This is a genomic window from Avibacterium sp. 20-126 (assembly GCF_044358625.1).
Lineage (GTDB): Bacteria > Pseudomonadota > Gammaproteobacteria > Enterobacterales > Pasteurellaceae > Avibacterium.
In genome coordinates, this window is sequence record NZ_CP091457.1 from 2,048,621 (window position 1) to 2,070,031 (window position 21,411).

The 21,411-nt window shown below is 38.3% G+C and carries 18 protein-coding genes and 6 tRNA genes; 15 read left to right on the forward strand and 9 right to left on the reverse strand.

Going from position 1 to position 21,411, the window contains the following annotated elements; translation table 11 throughout:
* Positions 1-6 precede the first annotated feature (6 nt).
* Positions 7-609, forward strand: a complete 603-nt coding sequence (leuD, locus tag L4F91_RS09635; RefSeq protein ID WP_395896204.1) for a 3-isopropylmalate dehydratase small subunit — start codon at positions 7-9, stop codon at positions 607-609.
* Positions 610-789: 180 nt separating this feature from the next.
* On the opposite strand, the gene folD is transcribed toward leuD, so the two are convergent.
* Complete coding sequence (gene folD / locus L4F91_RS09640) at positions 790-1,650, reverse strand: bifunctional methylenetetrahydrofolate dehydrogenase/methenyltetrahydrofolate cyclohydrolase FolD (RefSeq protein WP_250364031.1); 861 nt, start codon at positions 1,648-1,650, stop codon at positions 790-792.
* Positions 1,651-1,817: 167 nt separating this feature from the next.
* On the opposite strand from folD, the gene L4F91_RS09645 reads away from it, so the two are divergent.
* A tRNA-Pro gene (locus L4F91_RS09645) sits at positions 1,818-1,894 on the forward strand.
* Between the two features lie 25 nt (positions 1,895-1,919).
* Positions 1,920-1,996, forward strand: a tRNA-Arg gene (locus tag L4F91_RS09650).
* Positions 1,997-2,274: 278 nt separating this feature from the next.
* On the opposite strand, the gene groL is transcribed toward L4F91_RS09650, so the two are convergent.
* Positions 2,275-3,909, reverse strand: coding sequence for a chaperonin GroEL (groL, locus tag L4F91_RS09655; RefSeq protein WP_395896206.1), 1,635 nt, complete (start codon positions 3,907-3,909; stop codon positions 2,275-2,277).
* 199 nt (positions 3,910-4,108) lie between these two features.
* The gene (locus L4F91_RS09660; protein ID WP_250351521.1) at positions 4,109-4,399 is read right to left on the reverse strand and encodes a co-chaperone GroES; all 291 of its coding nucleotides are present in this window, start codon (positions 4,397-4,399) and stop codon (positions 4,109-4,111) included.
* 319 nt (positions 4,400-4,718) lie between these two features.
* Here L4F91_RS09660 and L4F91_RS09665 point away from each other — a divergent pair, with 319 nt between their 5' ends.
* The 3 genes from L4F91_RS09665 to L4F91_RS09675 are packed head-to-tail and all read left to right on the forward strand — an operon-like array spanning position 4,719 to position 8,469.
* Positions 4,719-5,729 carry a Fe(3+) ABC transporter substrate-binding protein gene (locus L4F91_RS09665; RefSeq protein ID WP_395896208.1) on the forward strand — a complete coding sequence of 337 codons (1,011 nt, stop codon included), beginning with the start codon at positions 4,719-4,721 and terminating at the stop codon, positions 5,727-5,729.
* A 56-nt stretch (positions 5,730-5,785) separates the two neighbouring features.
* Complete coding sequence (locus tag L4F91_RS09670) at positions 5,786-7,447, forward strand: ABC transporter permease (protein ID WP_395896210.1); 1,662 nt, start codon at positions 5,786-5,788, stop codon at positions 7,445-7,447.
* Positions 7,444-8,469, forward strand: coding sequence for an ABC transporter ATP-binding protein (locus L4F91_RS09675; protein WP_250351518.1), 1,026 nt, complete (start codon positions 7,444-7,446; stop codon positions 8,467-8,469). The genes L4F91_RS09670 and L4F91_RS09675 overlap by 4 nt, the downstream gene beginning before the upstream one ends.
* Before the next feature lie 74 nt (positions 8,470-8,543).
* Here L4F91_RS09675 and L4F91_RS09680 read toward each other — a convergent pair.
* Both L4F91_RS09680 and gltX read right to left on the reverse strand, forming a co-directional pair.
* Positions 8,544-8,619 (reverse strand) — tRNA-Ala (locus L4F91_RS09680).
* A gap of 77 nt (positions 8,620-8,696) precedes the next feature.
* Entirely contained in the window at positions 8,697-10,139 is a 1,443-nt protein-coding gene (gltX, locus tag L4F91_RS09685) for a glutamate--tRNA ligase (protein ID WP_395896212.1), read from the reverse strand.
* Between the two features lie 173 nt (positions 10,140-10,312).
* Between gltX and L4F91_RS09690 the strand changes: the two genes are divergently transcribed.
* The 3 genes from L4F91_RS09690 to L4F91_RS09700 all read left to right on the forward strand — a co-directional run bounded on the left by L4F91_RS09690 (position 10,313) and on the right by L4F91_RS09700 (position 10,644).
* A tRNA-Val gene (locus tag L4F91_RS09690) sits at positions 10,313-10,388 on the forward strand.
* 38 nt (positions 10,389-10,426) lie between these two features.
* Positions 10,427-10,502: transfer RNA gene (locus L4F91_RS09695), tRNA-Val, on the forward strand.
* A gap of 66 nt (positions 10,503-10,568) precedes the next feature.
* A tRNA-Val gene (locus L4F91_RS09700) sits at positions 10,569-10,644 on the forward strand.
* Between the two features lie 140 nt (positions 10,645-10,784).
* Here L4F91_RS09700 and mreD read toward each other — a convergent pair.
* The 4 genes from mreD to uvrA form a co-directional block, all read right to left on the reverse strand.
* A complete protein-coding gene (gene mreD, locus L4F91_RS09705) occupies positions 10,785-11,273 on the reverse strand; it encodes a rod shape-determining protein MreD (RefSeq protein WP_250351516.1) in 489 nt (162 codons plus the stop codon).
* Complete coding sequence (gene mreC / locus L4F91_RS09710; protein ID WP_395896214.1) at positions 11,273-12,319, reverse strand: rod shape-determining protein MreC; 1,047 nt, start codon at positions 12,317-12,319, stop codon at positions 11,273-11,275. The genes mreD and mreC overlap by 1 nt, the downstream gene beginning before the upstream one ends.
* A gap of 80 nt (positions 12,320-12,399) precedes the next feature.
* Positions 12,400-13,446 (reverse strand): rod shape-determining protein, encoded by a 1,047-nt coding sequence (locus L4F91_RS09715; protein WP_250351514.1) that lies wholly within the window; start codon positions 13,444-13,446, stop codon positions 12,400-12,402.
* A 147-nt stretch (positions 13,447-13,593) separates the two neighbouring features.
* A complete protein-coding gene (gene uvrA / locus L4F91_RS09720) occupies positions 13,594-16,422 on the reverse strand; it encodes an excinuclease ABC subunit UvrA (protein WP_250351513.1) in 2,829 nt (942 codons plus the stop codon).
* A gap of 172 nt (positions 16,423-16,594) precedes the next feature.
* Between uvrA and L4F91_RS09725 the strand changes: the two genes are divergently transcribed.
* From L4F91_RS09725 to L4F91_RS09750, 6 genes are all read left to right on the forward strand, one after another.
* Entirely contained in the window at positions 16,595-17,110 is a 516-nt protein-coding gene (locus tag L4F91_RS09725) for a single-stranded DNA-binding protein (RefSeq protein ID WP_395896217.1), read from the forward strand.
* A gap of 626 nt (positions 17,111-17,736) precedes the next feature.
* The gene (locus L4F91_RS09730; RefSeq protein ID WP_395896219.1) at positions 17,737-18,540 is read left to right on the forward strand and encodes a site-specific integrase; all 804 of its coding nucleotides are present in this window, start codon (positions 17,737-17,739) and stop codon (positions 18,538-18,540) included.
* Entirely contained in the window at positions 18,527-18,892 is a 366-nt protein-coding gene (locus L4F91_RS09735) for a hypothetical protein (protein WP_395896221.1), read from the forward strand. The genes L4F91_RS09730 and L4F91_RS09735 overlap by 14 nt, the downstream gene beginning before the upstream one ends.
* A 10-nt stretch (positions 18,893-18,902) precedes the next feature.
* Positions 18,903-19,289: a hypothetical protein gene (locus L4F91_RS09740; protein ID WP_395896222.1), complete on the forward strand. Its 387-nt coding sequence runs from the start codon at positions 18,903-18,905 to the stop codon at positions 19,287-19,289.
* Positions 19,290-19,435: 146 nt separating this feature from the next.
* Entirely contained in the window at positions 19,436-20,032 is a 597-nt protein-coding gene (locus L4F91_RS09745; RefSeq protein ID WP_395896223.1) for a hypothetical protein, read from the forward strand.
* A 3-nt stretch (positions 20,033-20,035) separates the two neighbouring features.
* Entirely contained in the window at positions 20,036-21,166 is a 1,131-nt protein-coding gene (locus L4F91_RS09750; RefSeq protein WP_395896224.1) for a hypothetical protein, read from the forward strand.
* Positions 21,167-21,411: the final 245 nt, after the last annotated feature.

Sequence of the window (21,411 nt, forward strand, 5' to 3'; positions counted from 1 at the left end):
GAAATTATGGCAGGCTTTAAACAACATTCAGGCATTGTTGTGCCATTAGATGTGGCAAATGTAGATACCGATGCCATTATTCCAAAACAATTTTTGCAAGCGATTACACGCGTCGGTTTTGGTAAACATTTATTCCATGAATGGCGTTATCTTGATGCCGAAGGCACTCAGCCCAATCCCGAATTTGTACTAAACTTCCCGCAATATCAAGGGGCGAGTATTTTGCTTGCACGCAAAAATCTAGGCTGTGGTTCATCTCGTGAACACGCGCCTTGGGCATTGGCCGATTATGGTTTCAAAGTGATGATTGCACCAAGTTTCGCAGATATTTTCTATAACAACAGCTTAAACAATCATATGCTTCCAATCCGTTTAAGCGAAGAGGAAATCGAAGAAATCTTCCAATGGGTGTGGGCAAACCAAGGCACAACCATTGATGTAGATTTAGAAAAAATGACCGTTACCACAGGTGAAAAAATCTATCCCTTTGAACTAGATGAATTCCGCCGTCATTGCCTATTAAATGGTTTAGATAATATTGGTTTAACCTTGCAACACGAAGAGGCTATTTCAGCATACGAGAAAAATATTCCTGCATTCTTGAAATAGATTTAAGGCTGACATAACGTCAGCCTAATTTTATCTAAAGGCTGGAAATTTTGATTTTTTTAATGTATACCTATGCCAATATTCTGCATATTCAAAGTGGTGATATAGCAATGAGCTTAGGATTATTTTCAATCGGCATTGGATTATATTTTTAAAGTGCGGTGTTTTTTTCTATTATTTTTATTTGCCCTCAGCCCAATGTTTTTCATAAGCGGATAACGTATTATACATTAACATTGCAACGGTCATTGGCCCTACACCACCGGGAACTGGGGTAATATAACCCGCTCTTTCTTTTGCTTTATCAAATTCCACATCACCCGCAAGTTTGCCATCGACACGGTTAATCCCGACATCAATCACCACAGCGCCTTCTTTAATCCATTCGCCGGGGATAAATTGTGGTTTTCCTACCGCTACCACTAAAATATCCGCTTGCTTAACGTGATGTGCCAAATCTTTTGTAAAGCGATGTGTTACCGTAACGGTGCAGCCTGCAAGTAATAGTTCTAATGCCATAGGACGCCCTACGATATTAGAAGCCCCTACAATTACGGCGTGCTGACCATAAAAATCAATGCCAGTAGTTTCTAAAAGCTTGATCACGCCATAAGGCGTACAAGCGCGTAAGGTAGGAATACGCTGACATAAACGCCCCACATTATATGGGTGAAAACCATCCACATCTTTATTTGGTGAAATACGCTCAATCACAGAGGTGCTATTAATATGAGCCGGTAAAGGCAATTGAACGAGAATCCCATCAATGTTCGGATCCGCATTTAACTCATCGATCAGGGCAAGCAATGCTTGCTCGGACGTACTTTCAGGCAAGTCATAAGATTTAGAAAACATACCAATTTCTTCACAGCTTCTACGTTTACTTTCAACATAAACTTGTGAAGCTGGATCTGTGCCAACTAAAATAACAGCCAACCCCGGGGCGCGTCTATTTTGTTTAAGATGCTGCTGAATTTTTTCTGCTATTTCTGCTTTGATTTCTTTCGAGAGTGCGGTGCCAGAGATGATTTGTGCCGTCATTACGTTTTCCTTAAATATGAAATGCTGAGAAAGTAAACGTTTGCTATTCTCTCAAAAAAAACCTTCTAATGTAAGCCTAATTGAGATAATTTTGAGCGATTAAACCAAAAAACAGAAAAAATTCATTGACTGATAATAAAAGCATTTTATAATTACCGCCATCTTGTCGGCGAGTAGCGCAGCTTGGTAGCGCAACTGGTTTGGGACCAGTGGGTCGTAGGTTCAAATCCTATCTCGCCGACCACTTCTTTTATATATCCATTTGAAATGCGCCCTTAGCTCAGCTGGATAGAGCAACGGCCTTCTAAGCCGTAGGTCATTGGTTCGAATCCAATAGGGCGTGCCATTATGTTATTTTCCCTTGTGAATTCTTGTTAGTCCCTGTTTCTTATCAAGTATTTAATAAAAAGCACATCCTAATGAAAACGAGAGGAAATCTATATCATTTTCCATATAAAATAATCCATACTGATTTTCTGATTTTTTATACTGATGATTTTCGCTCTAACTTATTAGTCTAACTACAAAAAATCCCCATAGCGAAAACTACGGGGATTTATACAGTAGAAATTTAAAAATAAGAAAAATTTCTACCGCTCTTTGAAAATAAGGATGTGGGAGGAATTACATCATACCGCCCATTCCACCCATTCCGGCGCCTAGATCAGCTTTCTCTTCTTTAGGAATCTCTGTTACCATCGCTTCAGTGGTAATCATTAATCCCGCGATAGAAGCGGCAAATTGAAGTGCTGAACGTGTTACTTTAGTTGGATCTAAGATACCCATTTCAAGCATATCACCATATTGCTCAGAACCGGCATTATAACCAAAGTTTCCTTCGCCAGATTTCACCGCACTTGCCACAACAGAGGCTTCTTCACCTGCATTGGTAACAATTTGGCGTAATGGCGCTTCCATTGCACGTAAAGCTAGTTTGATCCCGACGTTTTGCTCTTCATTATCACCTTTTAAGTTTGTGGCTACTTTGCTTGCTGCACGAATTAAAGCAACGCCACCACCTGCAACAATTCCTTCTTCTACCGCTGCACGGGTTGCGTGTAAGGCATCTTCAACACGATCTTTTTTCTCTTTCATTTCAACTTCGGTTGCAGCACCGACTTTAATTACTGCCACGCCACCAGCTAATTTCGCTACGCGCTCTTGTAATTTTTCTTTGTCATAATCAGAAGTGCTTTCTTCAATTTGCTGACGAATTTGTGCAACACGTCCTTTAATTTGCGCTTCTTCACCTACACCGTCAATAATGGTCGTGTTGTCTTTATTGATCACCACACGTTTTGCTTGACCTAAATCTTCTAAGGTTGCTTTTTCTAACTCCATACCGATTTCTTCAGAAATTACGGTACCTGCCGTTAAAATGGCAATATCTTGTAACATTGCTTTACGGCGATCACCAAAGCCCGGCGCTTTCACTGCGGCAACTTTCACGATACCACGCATGGTATTTACCACTAATGTCGCAAGCGCTTCCCCTTCTACATCTTCTGCAATGATAAGTAACGGCTTACCGGCTTTTGCTACCGCTTCTAATACAGGTAATAATTCACGAATATTAGAGATTTTTTTATCCACTAAAAGAATAAATGGGTTATCAAATTCTACCGTTGCGGCTTCAGGTTTATTGATAAAGTATGGAGAAAGGTAACCGCGATCAAATTGCATTCCTTCCACAACAGCAAGCTCATCTTCTAAGCCCGTGCCGTCTTCAACGGTAATCACGCCTTCTTTACCCACTTTTTCCATTGCTTCAGCAATTAATTTCCCTACGACATTATCTGAGTTCGCAGAAATCGTACCGACTTGCTCAATTTCTTTTGAGCTTTCGCACGGTTTAGAAAGGGCTTTTAATTCAGCAACGACTGCATTAACCGCCTTATCAATACCACGTTTTAAATCCATTGGGTTCATTCCTGCAGCCACGGCTTTTAACCCTTCATTCACGATCGCTTGGGCTAAGACCGTTGCGGTTGTGGTACCGTCTCCTGCCGCGTCATTCGCTTTAGACGCCACTTCTTTCACCATTTGTGCGCCCATATTTTCAAATTTATCTTCTAATTCGATTTCACGAGCCACAGAAACACCATCTTTTGTGATCGTTGGCGCACCAAAGGCTTTATCTAAAATTACATTACGACCTTTTGGCCCTAGCGTTACTTTCACTGCATCTGCAAGAATGTTTACGCCGTTAAGCATTTTTACACGTGCATCATTACCAAATTTAACGTCTTTTGTTGCCATTTTTATTTATTCCTTTTAATGAGATTATTAATTAATGTTTACTTCTGCAAGATCTGCACCAACTTTGATTCGTTGCTCCGTTTGGAACATTTCGAAGACCAAATTTTTGTTCTAGTTCTTGGTGTGTTTTAGCTGTTACGTTTTTACATTTTGGACAAGTATGAGGAAGATTTAATGTACCAGTCATAATTTTCTCCGATTATTCTACAATAGCTAAAATATCGCTTTCAGAAATGATTAATACTTCTTCGCCATCAATTTTTTCTGCTTTTACGCCATAGCCATCATTAAAAATAATGGTATCGCCCACTTTGACATCTAAAGGGAGTACTGTGCCATTTTCTAAAATACGTCCTTTCCCCACTGCAAGCACTTTTGCACGGGTAGATTTTGTTGCTGCAGAACCGGTTAATACGATTCCGCCCGCAGATAAGGTTTCAATTTCTTCACGTTTGATGATCACACGATCGTGTAATGGACGAATATTCATTGTTATTTCCTTTTTACGTTGATGTTTAAAAAAAGTATTGCAAATATGGGGGAGTTTTTTTGCGCTTTCAAGAGCGTAATCAAATTTTTTTATCCAAGAGTAAATATCAAATCAAAGAAAATGAGAATAATTTTTATTTACTTCATTGTTTTTTTATGTAAAATCAAGCACAGCTAGAAGAAATTTTAGCGAAACAACATCACTTGAATATGAAATCTGTTTTTTTGTCATACCAAAGAAAAATTCGTTTGGAAAGAGTGCGGTCTAAAAAGCAGGAAAATTTCAAACACCCATCTATTTTAACCACGGAGAACGTGAAATGAAAAAAACATTATCAGCGATTGCATTATGCACCACATTTGCCACCTCAGCGTTGGCTGCCAATGAAGTCAATGTTTATTCTTATCGTCAGCCTTACTTAATTGAGCCTATTTTAAAGCAGTTTGAAAAAGAAACGGGCGTAAAAGTGAATTTTATTTTTGCTGATAAAGGGCTGGTTGAGCGTGTGAAACGTGAAGGCGAGCTTAGCCCGGCTGATGTGCTATTAACAGTGGATATTAGTCGTGTGATGGAAATTGTTAATGCTGGATTAGCGCAACCGATTCATTCTACAACGTTAGAGAAAAATATTCCTGCTCGTTTCCGTGATAGTCAAGATAGATGGTTTGCTTTAACCAGCCGTGCGAGAGTGATCTATTCTTCAAAAGATCGTGTTGGCAAATTACCACCGAGCTTTACTTATTATGATTTAGCCAAACCTGAATTAAAAGGCAAAGTGTGTGTGCGTTCTGGCAAACATTCTTATAATGTTTCGTTAATTGCGTCATTGATTGCCCACGATGGCGTAGAAAAAGCCAAAGCGTTCTTAACGGGATTAAAAGCAAACTTGGCACAAAAACCACAAGGCGGTGACCGCGATCAAGTGAAAGCAATTAAAGAGGGCGTGTGCGATTATTCATTAGGCAATAGCTATTATTACGGCAAAATGCTAGAAGATGAAAAACAAAAAAGCTGGGCAGAAGCAGCTTATATTAACTATCCAAACCAAGAAACCGTGGGCACACATATGAATATCAGCGGTGTGGTTATCGCAAAATATGCCCCAAATAAAGCAAATGCGGTTAAATTAGTGGAATATTTAAGTGGTGATCAAGCACAACATCTCTACGCAGAGCTAAATCACGAATATCCAGTAAAACCTTCTGTAGAAAAATCAAAATTGGTACAGTCTTGGGGCGAATTTAAGCAAGATGACTTGCCATTAGAGAAAATTGCAGAAAACTATGAAAACGCATTGAAATTAATCGATGAAGTAAAATTTGACCTATAATAGGCCTAATCTAGGCTAGCCTATCCCATGCAGGGTAGGCTAGTTTTATTTTGATTATGGATAATTTCACACAACATAAAAAATTTTTCGCAAAAAGCACCGCACTTATCATATTGTTAGGGGTATTGGGGTTTTTCTTGCTTCCAATTATCGCCTTGTTATCTTCGGCATTTGGCAGTTCACTGCACAGTTTGCAACATTTATGGCAAACGGTGTTTACCGACTATTTAGTTAATTCCCTAAGCCTAGTGGTGGGGACAACAGCCTTAAGCTTATGCTTTGCCTTACCTTGTGCATTTTTGGTTTCGCGTTATCATTTTATTGGTAAAACCTTGTTACAGTGGTTGCTTTGCCTCCCACTTGCCATTCCAGCGTATTTATCAGCCTATCTTTATACCGATTTTTTAGACTATCCCGGTATTGTGCAACAAAGTTTACGCACTTGGTTTGATTGGCAAACCAAGCAAGATTATTGGTTTCCTTCCATTCGTAGTCTAGGCGGTGCTTGTTTTATTTTGGCATTGTCTTTATATCCTTATATTTTCTTATTGGTAAGAATGGCGTTAATGGAGCAAGGCGATAATTTACAACAAAGCGCAAAATTGCTAGGGGCAAGTCGCTGGCGGGTGTTTTACAAAATTACCTTTGCCTTAATCCGCCCTGCTATTGCGGTGGGTTGTGCCTTAGTTGCAATGGAAACCTTAGGCGATTTTGGTACAGTCGCATTCTTTGCGATTCCTTCACTCACCACTGCCATTTATGATACTTGGCTCGGCTTTGGTGATTTACAAGCGGCAGCGCAAATTTCGCTTTTTATGCTAGGGCTATTGGTGCTATTTATCAGTATTGAACGTTACGCTCGTCGCCAACAACGCTATTATCAACGAACAGGGCAGCGCCCGAACCAAACGCAACAGCTCAACGGATTAGGTTGGGGATTACTGTTATTTAGCATCATCTTGATTATTCTTGCCTTTTTTATCCCACTCTTTCAACTCAGCTATTGGTCTATCATCTATTTTGAGCAAGCGTGGACGGCTGATTTCTGGCAATATAGTCAAAACAGCTTACTGGTTTCTGGGCTGGCAATGATCATTTGTGTATGTTTAGCGTTATTAATGCACTTTTGGGCAAGATTAACCCCCGTGCCGTTGGCAAAACTGGCAGTACGCTTTTCTGCACTAGGCTATGCCATTCCCGGTACGGTACTTGCAATCGGCTTGTTAATTCCTTTTACCTTTGCCGATCATCAACTTAATCAATGGTTAAAATGGCTAGCTTTACCCATGCTTGGTTTAGTGTTTTCAGGCTCACTTTTCGCACTTGTCTCTGCTTATGTCATTCGCTTTTCGGCAATGGCATTAGGCAGTTTAGAAACGAGCCTGAACCAAATACCACCTTCTTTAGAAATGGCAGGCAGAATGTTAGGCTATAAATCGTGGGGAATCTGGCGAAAAATCCATTTACCTCTTATGCATAAAGGAATTTTTACCGCATTATTGCTGGTTTTTATTGAAAGTATGAAAGAACTTAATGCTTCTTTATTATTGCGCCCGTTTAATTTTGATACGCTCGCCACCCACGTTTTCACCTTTACTTCAGATGAACAGCTTGAACGTGCTGCGTTGCCTGCATTAATACTGATTTTAGTTGGGATAATTCCCGTATTGATTTTAACTCGCGCTTTACTGCAATCAGGGAAAAAACAGAATAAATGAAGATGTTAGATATTACCCATTTAACTTGTTGCTATAACAATCAACCTATTTTACAAGATCTTAATTTATCTATTGAAAATGACGATATTGTCTGTTTACTTGGCGCAAGCGGTTGCGGAAAAACGACCTTACTCAAAGCTATCGCAGGATTGCTCCCACTCAGTGCAGGAACGCTTCGCTTGCAAGGTAAAGATATTGGCTATCTTGAGGCAAATCAACGAGAAATAGGCTTGATCTTTCAAGATTATGCACTTTTCCCTCACTTAACCGTAGCAGAAAATATTCTGTTTGGCTTACATCAACGTAATAAAAATGAGCAAATAAAAACCTTGCAAAAAATGACCGCACTTGTGCATTTACAAGGTTTGGAAAAACGCTATCCACACGAGCTTTCAGGCGGGCAACAACAGCGTGTCGCCATTGCTCGTGCGTTAGCTTGTCAGCCGAAATTGTTATTACTAGACGAACCTTTTTCTAACATTGATAGCCAAGTTCGTCATCAAATGATCGAAGAAATTCGCACTATTCTCAAACAGCAGCATATTCCTGCCATTTTTGTAACACACAGCAAAGAAGAGGCATTTCTATTTGCTGATAAATTAGCGCTAATGAACCAAGGAAAAATCTGTCAAGTTGGCTCACCTCGCACACTTTACCAGCAGCCAAACAGTCCTTTTGTGGCTAATTTCTTGGGCGAAATGAATTATTTGCCTTGTCAGCCTATTGATGAACAGCATTACCAATCCCTACTTGGCGTGCATTTATGTACAAATCATCAATTACAACAAAAGCCGAGTTATCTTGCGATCCGTCCAGAACAGTTACAATTACGCTTAGTGGATGATCTCAAACAAGCCAACGGCATTATCCGTCAGAAGCGTTTTTTAGGGGCTTATTATAAATATCACGTAGAAATCTCTGGCGTGCAATTGATCATTACAAGCCAGCAATCTTTACCCTTAACGGGGCGGGTTCAGGTATTATATGAGAAAGAAACTGGCGTCATCTTTGCTGAAAAATAATATATTGAAAATTGAAGTATTATTTAGCGTATAAAAAGCAAAAGCCTTGAAATTTCTTTCAAGGCTTTAAAATCTGGTGGAGATAATCGGGATCGAACCGACGACCTCTTGAATGCCATTCAAGCGCTCTCCCAACTGAGCTATATCCCCTTAATACTGGCTATGATAATTAGCAGAATGAATGCTGTCAATATTAAATTTGTTGCATTCATTCGCTAGATTAAATATTAAGCGTTTTGTGCTTGAATAAAATCGATGGCTTTTTGAATACGTGCCAATGAACGTTCGCGACCGATACCCACAAGGGTGATATCCATTGAAGGGGATTGTCCTGCTCCTGTAACGGCAACACGTAATGGCATACCCACTTTACCCATTCCTACCCCCAACGCTTCCGCCGTTTGCTCAATGGCTTGGTGAATTGGTTTGGCTGTCCATTGAGGAAGTGCGGTCAATTTTTCTTTTACTTTTTCAAGTGCATCAATTGCACCAGATTTAAAGTGTTTTTTCACCGCACTTTCATCAAAATGATCAAACTCTTCAAAGAAATAACGGCTTGCACTTGCCATTTCTTTCAATGTTTTACAACGCTCACCAAGCATAACGACAATATCACTTAATGCAGGACCATTGGTGGTATCAATGCCTTGCTGTTGATAATGCCAAGCAAGGTGTTTAGCAACATATTCAGGCGGTAATTCACGAATATAGTGATGATTTAGCCACAAGAGTTTTTCCGTATTGAATGCACTTGCAGATTTACTCACTTGAGTTAATTCAAACAGCTTGATCATTTCTTCTACAGAGAAAATTTCTTGATCGCCATGCCCCCAACCTAAACGCACCAAATAATTGAGTAAGGCTTCCGGTAAAAAACCATCATCACGATATTGCATAACACTCACTGCTCCGTGGCGTTTTGATAATTTTTGTCCATCATCACCTAAAATCATAGAAACGTGTGCATAAGTTGGAATTGGCGCGCCTAATGCTTTTAATATGTTAATTTGACGCGGGGTGTTATTAATATGATCTTCACCACGCACAACGTGTGTGATCCCCATATCCCAGTCATCAATCACAACACAGAAGTTATAGGTTGGTGAACCATCGGTACGGCGGATAATTAAATCATCAAGTTCGCGATTGCTAATTTCAATACGTCCACGCACCGCATCATCAAATACGACAGAACCTTCTTGTGGGTTTTTGAAACGTACAACGTGAGGTGCATCGGGATTCTCAGGTGCGTGATGTAAGCAATACCCATCATAACGTGGTTTTTCTTTATTTTTCTCTTGCTCACTGCGTAAATGTTCTAAACGTTCTTTAGAGCAATAACAACGATAAGCCAAACCTTGCTCAAGCATTTGATCAATGACTTGATTATAACGATCAAAGCGTTTTGTTTGGTAATATGGCCCATGCTCCCAAGCTAAATTTAACCATTCCATTCCTTCTAAAATCGCTTGTGTTGCTTCAGGTGTAGAACGTTCTAAATCAGTATCTTCGATGCGTAATACAAATTCACCTTGGTTATGTTTTGCAAATAACCAAGAATATAATGCCGTTCTTGCTCCTCCAACGTGCAGATAACCCGTTGGGCTAGGAGCAAAGCGAGTACGAACTTTCACAGAGGGATCTAAAGTAAATAAGGGTTCAGCTTTCATTTTATAACCTTGTTCGATAGAAAAAATTAAATCGGCGATATTGTACTATGAGTTATCCGAATTCACGATAAAAAAAGAAAATTTATGTCTATTTTTACAACACTTAGACAAAAATAACTAAAAATGTATTGACTGTATGTTGAGAATACTTATAATGCCAACCCACAACACAAGGGCGATTAGCTCAGTTGGGAGAGCACCTCCCTTACAAGGAGGGGGTCACTGGTTCGAGACCGGTATCGCCCACCACTTTTTTAAGGCTTGTGTTGTAATGCTTAAACTCACGTGGGCGATTAGCTCAGTTGGGAGAGCACCTCCCTTACAAGGAGGGGGTCACTGGTTCGAGACCGGTATCGCCCACCACTCAAGTTTAAGTTCCCATTTAACTTTTACAAAGTTAAATCCGATAGCTAGAAATAGCATTCTGTCGGGCGATTAGCTCAGTTGGGAGAGCACCTCCCTTACAAGGAGGGGGTCACTGGTTCGAGACCGGTATCGCCCACCACTTTATTCAAAACTAAAATGTTTATTATTTCTCTACAGTATTTTCATTAAGAAATAAAAAAATCTCTTTTAATTTGGTTTATCAATTAAGTTTACCCAATATCAAAAGAGACAAAAATCATTTCTTATTTATTGATGATATTATTCAATATGTAATTGCTTTGCTACTTTTCGTAATAACAAGAATATCCAAGGCCATAATACCCCGCTCGTCATAGCACCAAAGATCTCTTGCCAATTAAAATCCGCACTATGTAAGAATAATTCAACAATAAAAATACCTATTCTTACGCTAAAAACAGCGAAAATAACAAATATCCCCTGCATCCATAAAGATAGGTTACGAATTAATATGCTATTCACCGCTAATAAATAAGCAAAAACAGAAAGCACTAATGCGTGAATACCTAAGGTTGAGCCAAGTACAAGATCCCAAGCAATCCCCATACAAAATGCCGTGCCTACACTAATTTTTGCAGGCATTGCTAAAATCCAATAAGTTAAAACGAGCAATAACCAAGCAGGCTTGAAATGATGTAAACTGCTTGGCCAAGGCGCAATTTCTAACACCATTGCAACTAAAAAGGTGGATACAATAAATAATAATTGTAAAAAAGCACGACCTTGCATTAATCTTCCTCTCGATAATGTTGCAATTCAGGCTCAACAGGTTCAGAAGGCATTTCCATTTGTTCCGTATGGATCTCCTCTAGCGTTGGCGTTGATGGTTTTTCTTCTGGTTCTTCAGTCGTCATCAATGGCGGTAGAATGTCTTGCTTTTTCTGTGTTTCAAGGCGCTGGCGAACGGCTTTACGCACTTCTTCTGGTGTACTTGAATTGACTTTACGCATATCTTCATTAGTCGGCCATAAAAGCAAGACATAACGTAAGCGCTCGAGCGATGCAAGCGGCTTTGCGGTGATCGTGGCAAAATAATTTTTTCCATCGCGCGATACATTTTCTACAATCGCAACAGGATATCCTTCAAGAAAACGTCCTCCTAATCCTGAAGTAACCAAGAGATCACCTTTCACAATATCCACTGAACGTGGCACATTGTCTAAGGTAAGTTCATCGCTGTGTCCCGTACCACTTGCGATCACGCGCACATCATTACGCAACACTTGCACAGGAATAGAATGCGTTACATCAGTGAGCAATAACACGCGGCTTGTATGACTTCCCACAGAAATAATTTGCCCAACGACACCTTTTTCATCAATAACCGGTTGCCCAACATAAGCACCATCATTTTCTCCTTGGTTAATGACCACTTGCTGGCGATAAACATCTGTTTCTGCAGTTAAGACCTCAGCAATTTTTTTGTATTCGTCTGTGCGTAATGGGGAATTTAGCAATAAACGTAAGCGTTGATTTTCTACTTTGAGTTGATCCAAGAGTAATAAATCGGCATTTTTTTCGCGAAGTTGTTCTCTTAGCACTTTATTTTCGATTTGTAATTTGTTGGTATCAACAAGATTGTAAGACACGCCGTCTAGCACCGTTCTTGGTGTGTTGGCAAGATAATAAACGCTACCAATCGCCGTTTCCATTATGCTACGTACCTTTATCATCGTATTGGTTTGTCCATCAAATAAAATAAGCACGATAGAAGCTATCACGGCAAAAATTAAACGGATGCCAAGATAGGGGGCTTTTCCAAAGATCGGTTTCATTAATATCACTCAGAAAGAAGTGCGGTCAAATTTTTAGCATTTTTTGACCGCACTTTTATAAACATTTATAACATTGGAAATTAAATGTCGTCACTGAAAATATCAGCACCGTGCATATCTAATGCTTCACCACCACCGCGTGCGACACAGGTAAGTGGATCGTCTGCCACAATAACTGGTACACCCGTTTCTTTTGATAATAACACATCAATATTGCGTAATAACGCACCACCACCAGTTAGCACAATTCCACGTTCAAAGATATCGGCTGCGTGTTCTGGTTGGCATTCTTCAAGTGCGGTACGCACTGCGGCAACAATACCATTTAATGGCTGTTGAATTGCCTCTAAGACATCACGCGAGTTTAAGGTAAAGGTTCTTGGCGCACCTTCTGAAAGGTTATGACCGTGAACTTCTAGCTCTTTAATTTCATCGTCTTCTTGAATATAAGCAGTACCAATTTCTTCTTTGATACGCTCTGCTGTCGGCTCACCAATAATGGATCCAAAGGTACGACGCACATAAGCAATAATGGCTTCATCAAAACGGTCGCCACCAATACGCACAGAAGAAGAATATACAATACCGTTTAAAGAAATCACCGCAACTTCTGTGGTACCACCACCAATATCGATAACCATTGAACCCGTTGCCGTAGAAACGGGCAATTTCGCGCCGATTGCAGCAGCCATAGGCTCTTCAATTAAATACACTTCGCGTGCGCCCGCACCTAAGGCAGATTCCTTAATCGCTCGGCGTTCAACTTGGGTTGCACCAGCAGGCACGCAGACTAACACCCGTGGACTTGGGCGCATAAAATTTCCGCTATGTACTTGCTTAATAAAATACTGCAACATTTTTTCGGTTACCGAGAAATCCGCGATAACCCCATCTTTCATCGGACGAATGGCTAAAATACTTTTCGGTGTGCGCCCAAGCATTAATTTTGCTTCTTTTCCTACCGCTGCAATACTTTTCATTGAACCTGCACGCCCTTGACGAATTGCAACCACAGAAGGTTCGTTTAGCACAATGCCCTGCCCTTTCACATAAATCAACGTGTTGGCTGTACCTAAATCAATAGAAAGATCATTGGAGAATAAACCACGAATTTTTTTAAATAGCATAAGAATTCCGTTAAAATCACTGTATAAAAAACACTCACATTTAAGTGTGAGAAAAATTGTGCTAAATGTATCAAAAAATCAACATTGATGATAGAAGTTTTTATACAATTCTGCCTAAAAAATTACCGCACTTTGATTTCAGTCCATTTATTTTTCAAGGATTTGTTTCAAGAACCGCGCAGTATGAGAACCTTTCACTTTTGCGACTTGCTCTGGCGTGCCAGTGGCAATGATTTCACCGCCGCCACTTCCCCCTTCAGGACCAAGATCAACAATCCAATCTGCGGTTTTAATCACATCTAAATTATGCTCAATCACCACAATGGTATTACCCTGATCACGCAAGCGATGTAGCACCTCGAGGAGCTGTTTAATATCAGCAAAATGTAAGCCTGTTGTCGGTTCATCAAGAATATATAAGGTTTTTCCCGTATCTCGTTTTGACAACTCTGTGGCGAGTTTCACTCGTTGCGCTTCCCCACCTGACAATGTTGTAGACGATTGCCCAAGGCGAATATAAGAAAGCCCAACATCCATTAATGTTTGTAATTTGCGTGCAATTTGTGGAATCGCATCAAAAAACTCTCGCGCTTCTTCAACAGTCATATCAAGCACTTGATTAATCGTTTTTCCTTTATAACGAATTTCTAATGTTTCACGATTATAACGTTTTCCTTTACATTGATCGCAAGGCACATAAACATCAGGCAAGAAGTGCATTTCTACTTTGATTACCCCATCCCCTTGGCACGCCTCGCAACGTCCACCACGCACATTGAAACTAAAGCGTCCCGGATTATAACCACGTGCGCGTGATTCTGGCACGCCCGCAAATAATTCACGAATTGGCGTGAATAATCCGGTGTAAGTTGCGGGATTGGAACGTGGCGTGCGTCCAATCGGGCTTTGATCAATATCAATGACTTTATCAAAGAATTCTAACCCTTGAATAGATTTATAAGGGGCGGCTTGTGCGTTTTCTGCACGGTTTAACGCACTCTGCGCAAGTGGGAACAAGGTGTCATTAATCAGAGTAGATTTACCTGAACCTGATACCCCTGTGATACAAGTGAATAATCCGACAGGTATATCTAAATTGACGTTTTTCAGATTATTGCCTGATGCCCCTTTGAGTTTTAATATTTTCGCTTTATCAAGTGCGGTGCGTTTTTTAGGAATTTCTATTTTTTCTTTTCCCGACAAGAATTTTCCGGTTAAAGAATGTGGGTTTTGCATAATTTCTTTTGCTGTGCCTTGTGCAACCACGTTACCGCCATGCACGCCCGCTCCTGGTCCAATATCAATGATATGATCCGCCGCTAAAATTGCATCTTCATCGTGTTCAACCACAATGACAGTATTGCCTAGATTTCTTAGATGAATCAACGTGTTAAGCAAACGTTCATTATCACGTTGATGTAACCCAATAGAGGGTTCATCAAGCACATACATCACCCCCACCAAGCCTGCGCCAATTTGACTAGCAAGACGAATACGCTGTGCTTCACCGCCAGAAAGGGTTTCTGCCGAGCGGGAAAGAGACAGATAATTTAGCCCCACATTCACCAAAAATTGTAACCGCTCTTTAATTTCTTTTAGGATTTTGTCAGCAATTTGCGCGCGCTGTCCGCTTAGGGTTAGGCTATCCACAAAATTAAACGCTTCGCCGATGCTTTTTTCTGAAACTTCAGGCAAATTCGTTTCACCGATAAACACATTGCGAGCTTCAGGACGTAAACGCGAGCCACCGCAATCCTTACAAGGGCGGGTGCTGATATTTTTCGCTAATTCTTCACGTACAGACATTGATTCCGTTTCCTTGTAACGGCGTGCCATATTATTGAGAATGCCTTCAAAACTATGACGGCGTAATACCACATCGCCACGGTCATTCATATATTGGAATTCAATTTCTTCTTTACCTGAACCGTGCAAAATAATGTGCTGAATTTTTTTCGGTAAATCTTCAAAAGGGCTTTCTACATCAAAGCCATAATGTTTGGCGAGCGAAGTGAGCATTTGGTAATAATAGAAATTACGGCGATCCCAGCCTTTAATCGCCCCCCCTGCTAAGGAAATAGTTGGATTTTGTACCACGCGTTTTTCATCAAAATATTGTTGAACACCTAAACCGTCGCAAGTAGGACAAGCCCCCGCTGGGTTATTAAAAGAGAATAAACGAGGTTCTAATTCTGGCACAGAATAACCACAATGCGGGCAAGCAAAATTGGCTGAAAAAAGCAATTCTTCCCCTTGCGGTTCATCCATATTTGCCACCACTGCCGTGCCACCAGAAAGCTCTAATGCTGTTTCAAAGGATTCAGCTAAACGCGTTGCCAAATCTGGACGAACTTTAAAACGATCCACCACCACTTCAATAGTATGTTTTTTCTGCAATTCTAATTTGGGTGGATCGGATAAATCACAAATTTCGCCATCAATTCTGGCGCGAATATAGCCTTGCGCAGCAATATGCTCCAAAATTTTAATATGCTCCCCTTTGCGATCTTTTACCACAGGAGCAAGTAACATCATTCGGCTTTCTTCGGGCAACGCCAACACTTTATCCACCATTTGGCTAATAGTTTGTGCCGCCAAAGGAATATGATGATTTGGACAGCGCGGTTCCCCAACGCGGGCAAATAATAAACGCAAATAATCGTGAATTTCCGTGATTGTTCCCACCGTAGAACGTGGGTTATGCGACGTGGATTTCTGTTCAATGGAAATGGCTGGAGATAGCCCTTCAATATGATCCACATCTGGTTTTTCCATTAGCGATAAAAACTGGCGCGCATAAGCAGAAAGGGATTCAACATAACGACGCTGCCCCTCAGCATAAAGGGTATCAAATGCAAGGGAAGATTTTCCCGAGCCAGAAAGCCCTGTAATCACAATCAATTTATCACGCGGAATAGTCAAATTAATATTTTTTAAATTATGGGTTCTCGCCCCACGCACATCTATTTTTTCCATAATCTTTTAGTCTGTTCAAGCAATTTAAGGTGATTTTGCGATCATTATCGCATAATCTGAAATAACTGTGCAAATATCCAGTTAATTTGCATTGAATTAATAGCTTTTTATTTTTTTTTAAGGCAAAATAGCAAAAATTTTTACCGCACTTAATAATCAGACAGAGGAATTTATGGCTGGAGTAAACAAAGTTATTATCGTAGGAAACCTTGGAAATGATCCTGAAGTTCGCACAATGCCAAATGGTGAAGCTGTTGCAAACATTAGCGTAGCCACCAGTGAGAGCTGGATGGACAAGAATACTGGCGAACGTCGTGAAATCACTGAATGGCATCGCATTGTCTTTTATCGTCGTCAAGCTGAGATCGCAGGAGAATATTTACGAAAAGGGTCAAAAGTGTATGTGGAAGGACGCTTAAGAACCCGTAAATGGCAAGATCAAAATGGACAAGATCGTTACACCACTGAGATTCAAGGTGATGTGCTACAAATGTTAGATAGCCGCGCAGAACGTGGGCAAGGTGGCTATGCGCCACAAGGTGGGGGTTACCAACAACAAAGTAGCAACCAATACGCCCCTCAAGGAACACAACCAACATATTCATCATCAAAACCAGCGCAGCAACCAACGCCAGCGCCTCAGCCAGCGATTGATGATATGCAATTAGATGATGATATTCCATTCTGAGTTACATATAATTTAAAACTGTAAAATAAAATCCATATAAATATAGAGAACCCTTTATTTTAAAAGGGTTCTCTTTTTTTACATTAATTTTGAAACAACATCTTTAATTTGATAGTATTTATATATGATATTTTTGTAAATTAAATGAATATGCATAGATTAGAAACAGTCCTTTTTTCAAATGGAGAACGTTTTCCTATATTGGTTAATGTTAAAACTGGTATTCCTGATTTTTATTCAACCTTATGGGTAACTGTAAAACTACGTAATCAATCCGCAGTAAACACAATTAGAAATAAGCTGGGAACTATACAGTGGATAATGAATTGGGAAAAACAGAATAATCTGGTTATTAGTGATCTAATTCATAACAAAGTACTCTTAACAGAAAACCAATTAGAATCTCTTATTCAGCATATGAGAATAAATGTAAAAAAGCAAAAGAATGTAATCAATACAAAAAAAGTGTGTTAATGAAAGGTAGGACTCAATTTATTGATATTTATTCTGCCGTATCTCTTAGTCATCAATATAATAGACTAACAACGCTTTCAGAATACATATTATTTCTATCTAAAGTAATTAATGTATCTAATGAATATATTGAAAAATTGACGAAACTAATTATGTTAATTAAAGAGTCAAGACCTAAAAATCATAAAACATTATCTATAAAACCAGAGAGTGAGCTACCTGATGGATTGTTAGATGAATTTATGTCTATTGCGAACTTTTCTAATTCTAATAATCCATTTCAAGATATTGGAATTAGAAAAAGAAACCATTTAATGTTTATCTTATTAAAGGAATTAGGGATTAGAAGAGGAGAGCTATTATCAATTCAAATCCCATTTATTGATATAGGAACAGCTAAATCCTCAATTACAATTAGACGAACGCATGATGATAAATTTGACACAAGGAAGAAGCAAGCTGTAAGTAAAACGAAAGAAAGACGACTTCCTATTTCACAAAATATAGCTCAACTTATCAATGACTATATTATGAACTATCGCTCTAAAATTCCTAACGCTAATAAACATCCATATTTATTTGTAACCCATCGAAAAGGAAAAACGCAAGGAAACCCAATTAGTACCAGTTCTTTTGATAACGTTATTGTACCAACGATGAAAAAGATAGATCCTAAATTTTCTATTATTCATCCGCATATTTTTCGTCATAAATGGAACTTAGATTTTTCACGAAAGGTGGATAAAAATAATCAAAATATAAATCATGATTTTTCTCATAAAGATTTTATTTCTTCCGAAAAAGAAGCAAAGATGAGACAACATCTTATGGGACATACATCCGAGAAATCAGGAAATATTTATAATCAACGTTATATAAGAGAAAAAGCTAACCAGATATTATTAGATCTTCAGATTGAGTTTCAAAAAAAGGTTGATAATTATGAAGCAGAATAAACGTCTTAGACAGTCAAGAGATGGGTATGTATTTGATGAAAATGAAAACTCTTGGAATATAAGTAAAGATATTACAATTAATTTCTCTCAAGCTGTATTAGATATAGATCATAAAACACTAGCAGGATTTAAAAAAACACTTGCTATTTATGCTGAAAAATATTCTAGCTACCATACTTTTAATATGCATCGTCGATTCCAAGAATTTGTAATAAGTACTAACTCAAATATTATTGATACATCTGTAATAATAAATTGGAAAGCTACTTTAGGTAAAGAGTGTGAGTGGCATTTAGGAGCATTAAAGGTTTTTTTACTGTCATGGCATGAGTATCGGCTATTATGGAGTTGATAAATCTGTTGTGTCATTGCTAGAAAGCTTTACGTTGAGTGGAAATGATAAAGGTAAATCGGTATTAATGAGATGCCCTTATACAGGAGCATTTACCGAAAATGAGATTTTGGCCTTAATGTCTGAACTAAATAGGCTTTGGAAAGAAGATTTGATTTCATTTGAAACATATGCATATATTAATTTACTTCAATCTACTGCAAGACGACCGATACAAATACGCCATTTAAAATTTAAAGATCTAAGAAAAGAAATGTCAAATGGCACATGGAATTATTATCTAGAGATTCCTACTGCTAAAAAAAGAAATGCAACATTTAGAAGTTCATTTAAATGTTTATCAATCACTGAAGATTTATATTTAATTTTATCGAGTTTCAATATAAAAAACTTCTAGAGTTAGTTAAAGAAACAACAATTCTTAATAACAAGAATGAATTGCCTATATTCATAGATTAGAATACTCTAAAACAAAATATAGAAAATAAGTATTTTGATGTATCTCTATTAGAAAAAGACATATTCCATTACTCATCTTCATCATTGGAACAAAATGTATTACGACATTTCTGTATTCAACAAAAAGCCATTTCAGAAAGAACTGGAGATATCATACATGTAAGTGCGAGACGATTTCGTCATACTAGAGGTACGAATTTAGGAAGAAAAGGCGTTGGTGCGATAATTATAGCCGAGCTTCTAGATCATTCAGATACACAAAATGTAAAAGTTTATACGGAAAATACTGCTGATACTGTGCAATATATTGATCAAGTGATGGGGGCTGAAATCGGAAAATTAGCTCAAGCATTTACAGGTAAGATAATTTCTAATTTAACCGAAAGTGAAAGAGGTAATGATCCTAAATCATTTATAACAAACGATGGTGTAAGTACCATTGGAGCTTGCGGTACCAATGATTTCTGTCTCTCTGGATATGAAACATGCTACTTATGCCCTAAATTTAGACCTTTAGTTGATGGCCCATATGAAGAAATATTAAATAAATTATACAAAGAAAAACGTTTCAAAACATCTAAAAATATTGATTATGCTAATTCAAAAGATCGTATTATTTTAGCTGTTGAATATGTAGTGCAGGCTTGTCAAAAAATAAGAAATGCCAATGGAGTTCACTAAATCATGGAAAATATCATTTTTACTCCAATATCTAATAATCCTAAATCTACCTTAGAACAATTCATTACATTTTGTAAAGATAAACCGACTGCTTTTGGTCAAGATTGCTGGATACAAAACCAATGGAAAACAATGCTAAGTATAAATACTGTTCAAGCCCGTTTTTCAACTGATAGAATTTCCTCTACATCCTATCAATACGAACCTTTAGCATATCCGTTTATTGAATTTGCTAAAGGGTATATTCGTTATACTTATTCAATACGCCCTATTCGTCAATTGTCAAGACATATGGAAGCATTACGTATAGTGGAAATGGCTTTATATAATGTTAAAAATAACGCAGATATATTACAACTTGATTACTTAGTCATTCATGAAGTAGAAAATATTGTATCGAAAAAATATAAGAAAAATACTGAATCTGTAAACAAGTTAGGCTATCAGCTAGAAAAATTATTCTATTTTTGTAGAGAAAATCAAATTACACCAACTCTACCTTTATGGAAAAGCCCTTATAAGAGACCTAAAGATCTTACGATTTTACTTGATGAAAAAGGGAAAGAATATCGTTCGAATAAAATGCCTACAGATGAAGAAATGATGTTAATAGCTAAATTATTTCATGATGCTCCTAATTTAGATAAAGAAACTGAATATTATACTGCTGTTATGGCATTATTAATGGTGGCGCCCTCTCGTTGTTCAGAATTAATGTGTTTACCTGTAAACTGTTTAGAATGGGAAGAAGATAGTGCTGGTAATAAGCAATTAGGAATAAAATGGCAACCTGCTAAAAACGAGAAAATAGGATTAAAATGGGTTCCTTGCAGTATGCAAGATGTCATAGTTGAGGCTGTTAATCGCTTAATAAACATTGGCACACCAGCTAGAATAGCTGCGGAATTTGCAGAAGAAAACCCCAATCAATTTATGTTAGATACGCCTGATATTTATACTCCTAATCAAATATTAAATGAATCAGAAATTGGTAAATTGCTAGGATTTAATGGAGATGCAGGGATTAGGACTAAATGGTTTAAATCTTTGTTAGAAGAAAATAACGGAGCTATTACTTTAAATGCTCTAGGTAAATATGTTTATCAGAAATATACATCAAAATTTAATTATTGACCATATATTGATAACCATAAGACTGTAAAAGCGTCAGAGGCACTACTTCTATTTAGGGAAAATGAATTTCATGATGACTTTATACCTAAGCATTTTTCATTTATGTTACCAACAGTTAATCAAATCAATGATCGATTTTGTTATTCTGCCAAAAGACCAAAAACATAATTATGGGAGAAACATTGTATTGGTACACAAAAAGATGAATTTATACAGCAACCATCTCATAATACAAGACATTGGCT

Coding starts and splice junctions, on each gene's coding strand:
- leuD (WP_395896204.1), top strand. CDS start 7: ATGGCAGGCTTTAAACAACATTCAGGCATTGTTGTGCCATTAGATGTG.
- folD (WP_250364031.1), bottom strand. CDS start 1,650: ATGACGGCACAAATCATCTCTGGCACCGCACTCTCGAAAGAAATCAAA.
- groL (WP_395896206.1), bottom strand. CDS start 3,909: ATGGCAACAAAAGACGTTAAATTTGGTAATGATGCACGTGTAAAAATG.
- L4F91_RS09660 (WP_250351521.1), bottom strand. CDS start 4,399: ATGAATATTCGTCCATTACACGATCGTGTGATCATCAAACGTGAAGAA.
- L4F91_RS09665 (WP_395896208.1), top strand. CDS start 4,719: ATGAAAAAAACATTATCAGCGATTGCATTATGCACCACATTTGCCACC.
- L4F91_RS09670 (WP_395896210.1), top strand. CDS start 5,786: ATGGATAATTTCACACAACATAAAAAATTTTTCGCAAAAAGCACCGCA.
- L4F91_RS09675 (WP_250351518.1), top strand. CDS start 7,444: ATGAAGATGTTAGATATTACCCATTTAACTTGTTGCTATAACAATCAA.
- gltX (WP_395896212.1), bottom strand. CDS start 10,139: ATGAAAGCTGAACCCTTATTTACTTTAGATCCCTCTGTGAAAGTTCGT.
- mreD (WP_250351516.1), bottom strand. CDS start 11,273: ATGCAAGGTCGTGCTTTTTTACAATTATTATTTATTGTATCCACCTTT.
- mreC (WP_395896214.1), bottom strand. CDS start 12,319: ATGAAACCGATCTTTGGAAAAGCCCCCTATCTTGGCATCCGTTTAATT.
- L4F91_RS09715 (WP_250351514.1), bottom strand. CDS start 13,446: ATGCTATTTAAAAAAATTCGTGGTTTATTCTCCAATGATCTTTCTATT.
- uvrA (WP_250351513.1), bottom strand. CDS start 16,422: ATGGAAAAAATAGATGTGCGTGGGGCGAGAACCCATAATTTAAAAAAT.
- L4F91_RS09725 (WP_395896217.1), top strand. CDS start 16,595: ATGGCTGGAGTAAACAAAGTTATTATCGTAGGAAACCTTGGAAATGAT.
- L4F91_RS09730 (WP_395896219.1), top strand. CDS start 17,737: ATGTTAATTAAAGAGTCAAGACCTAAAAATCATAAAACATTATCTATA.
- L4F91_RS09735 (WP_395896221.1), top strand. CDS start 18,527: ATGAAGCAGAATAAACGTCTTAGACAGTCAAGAGATGGGTATGTATTT.
- L4F91_RS09750 (WP_395896224.1), top strand. CDS start 20,036: ATGGAAAATATCATTTTTACTCCAATATCTAATAATCCTAAATCTACC.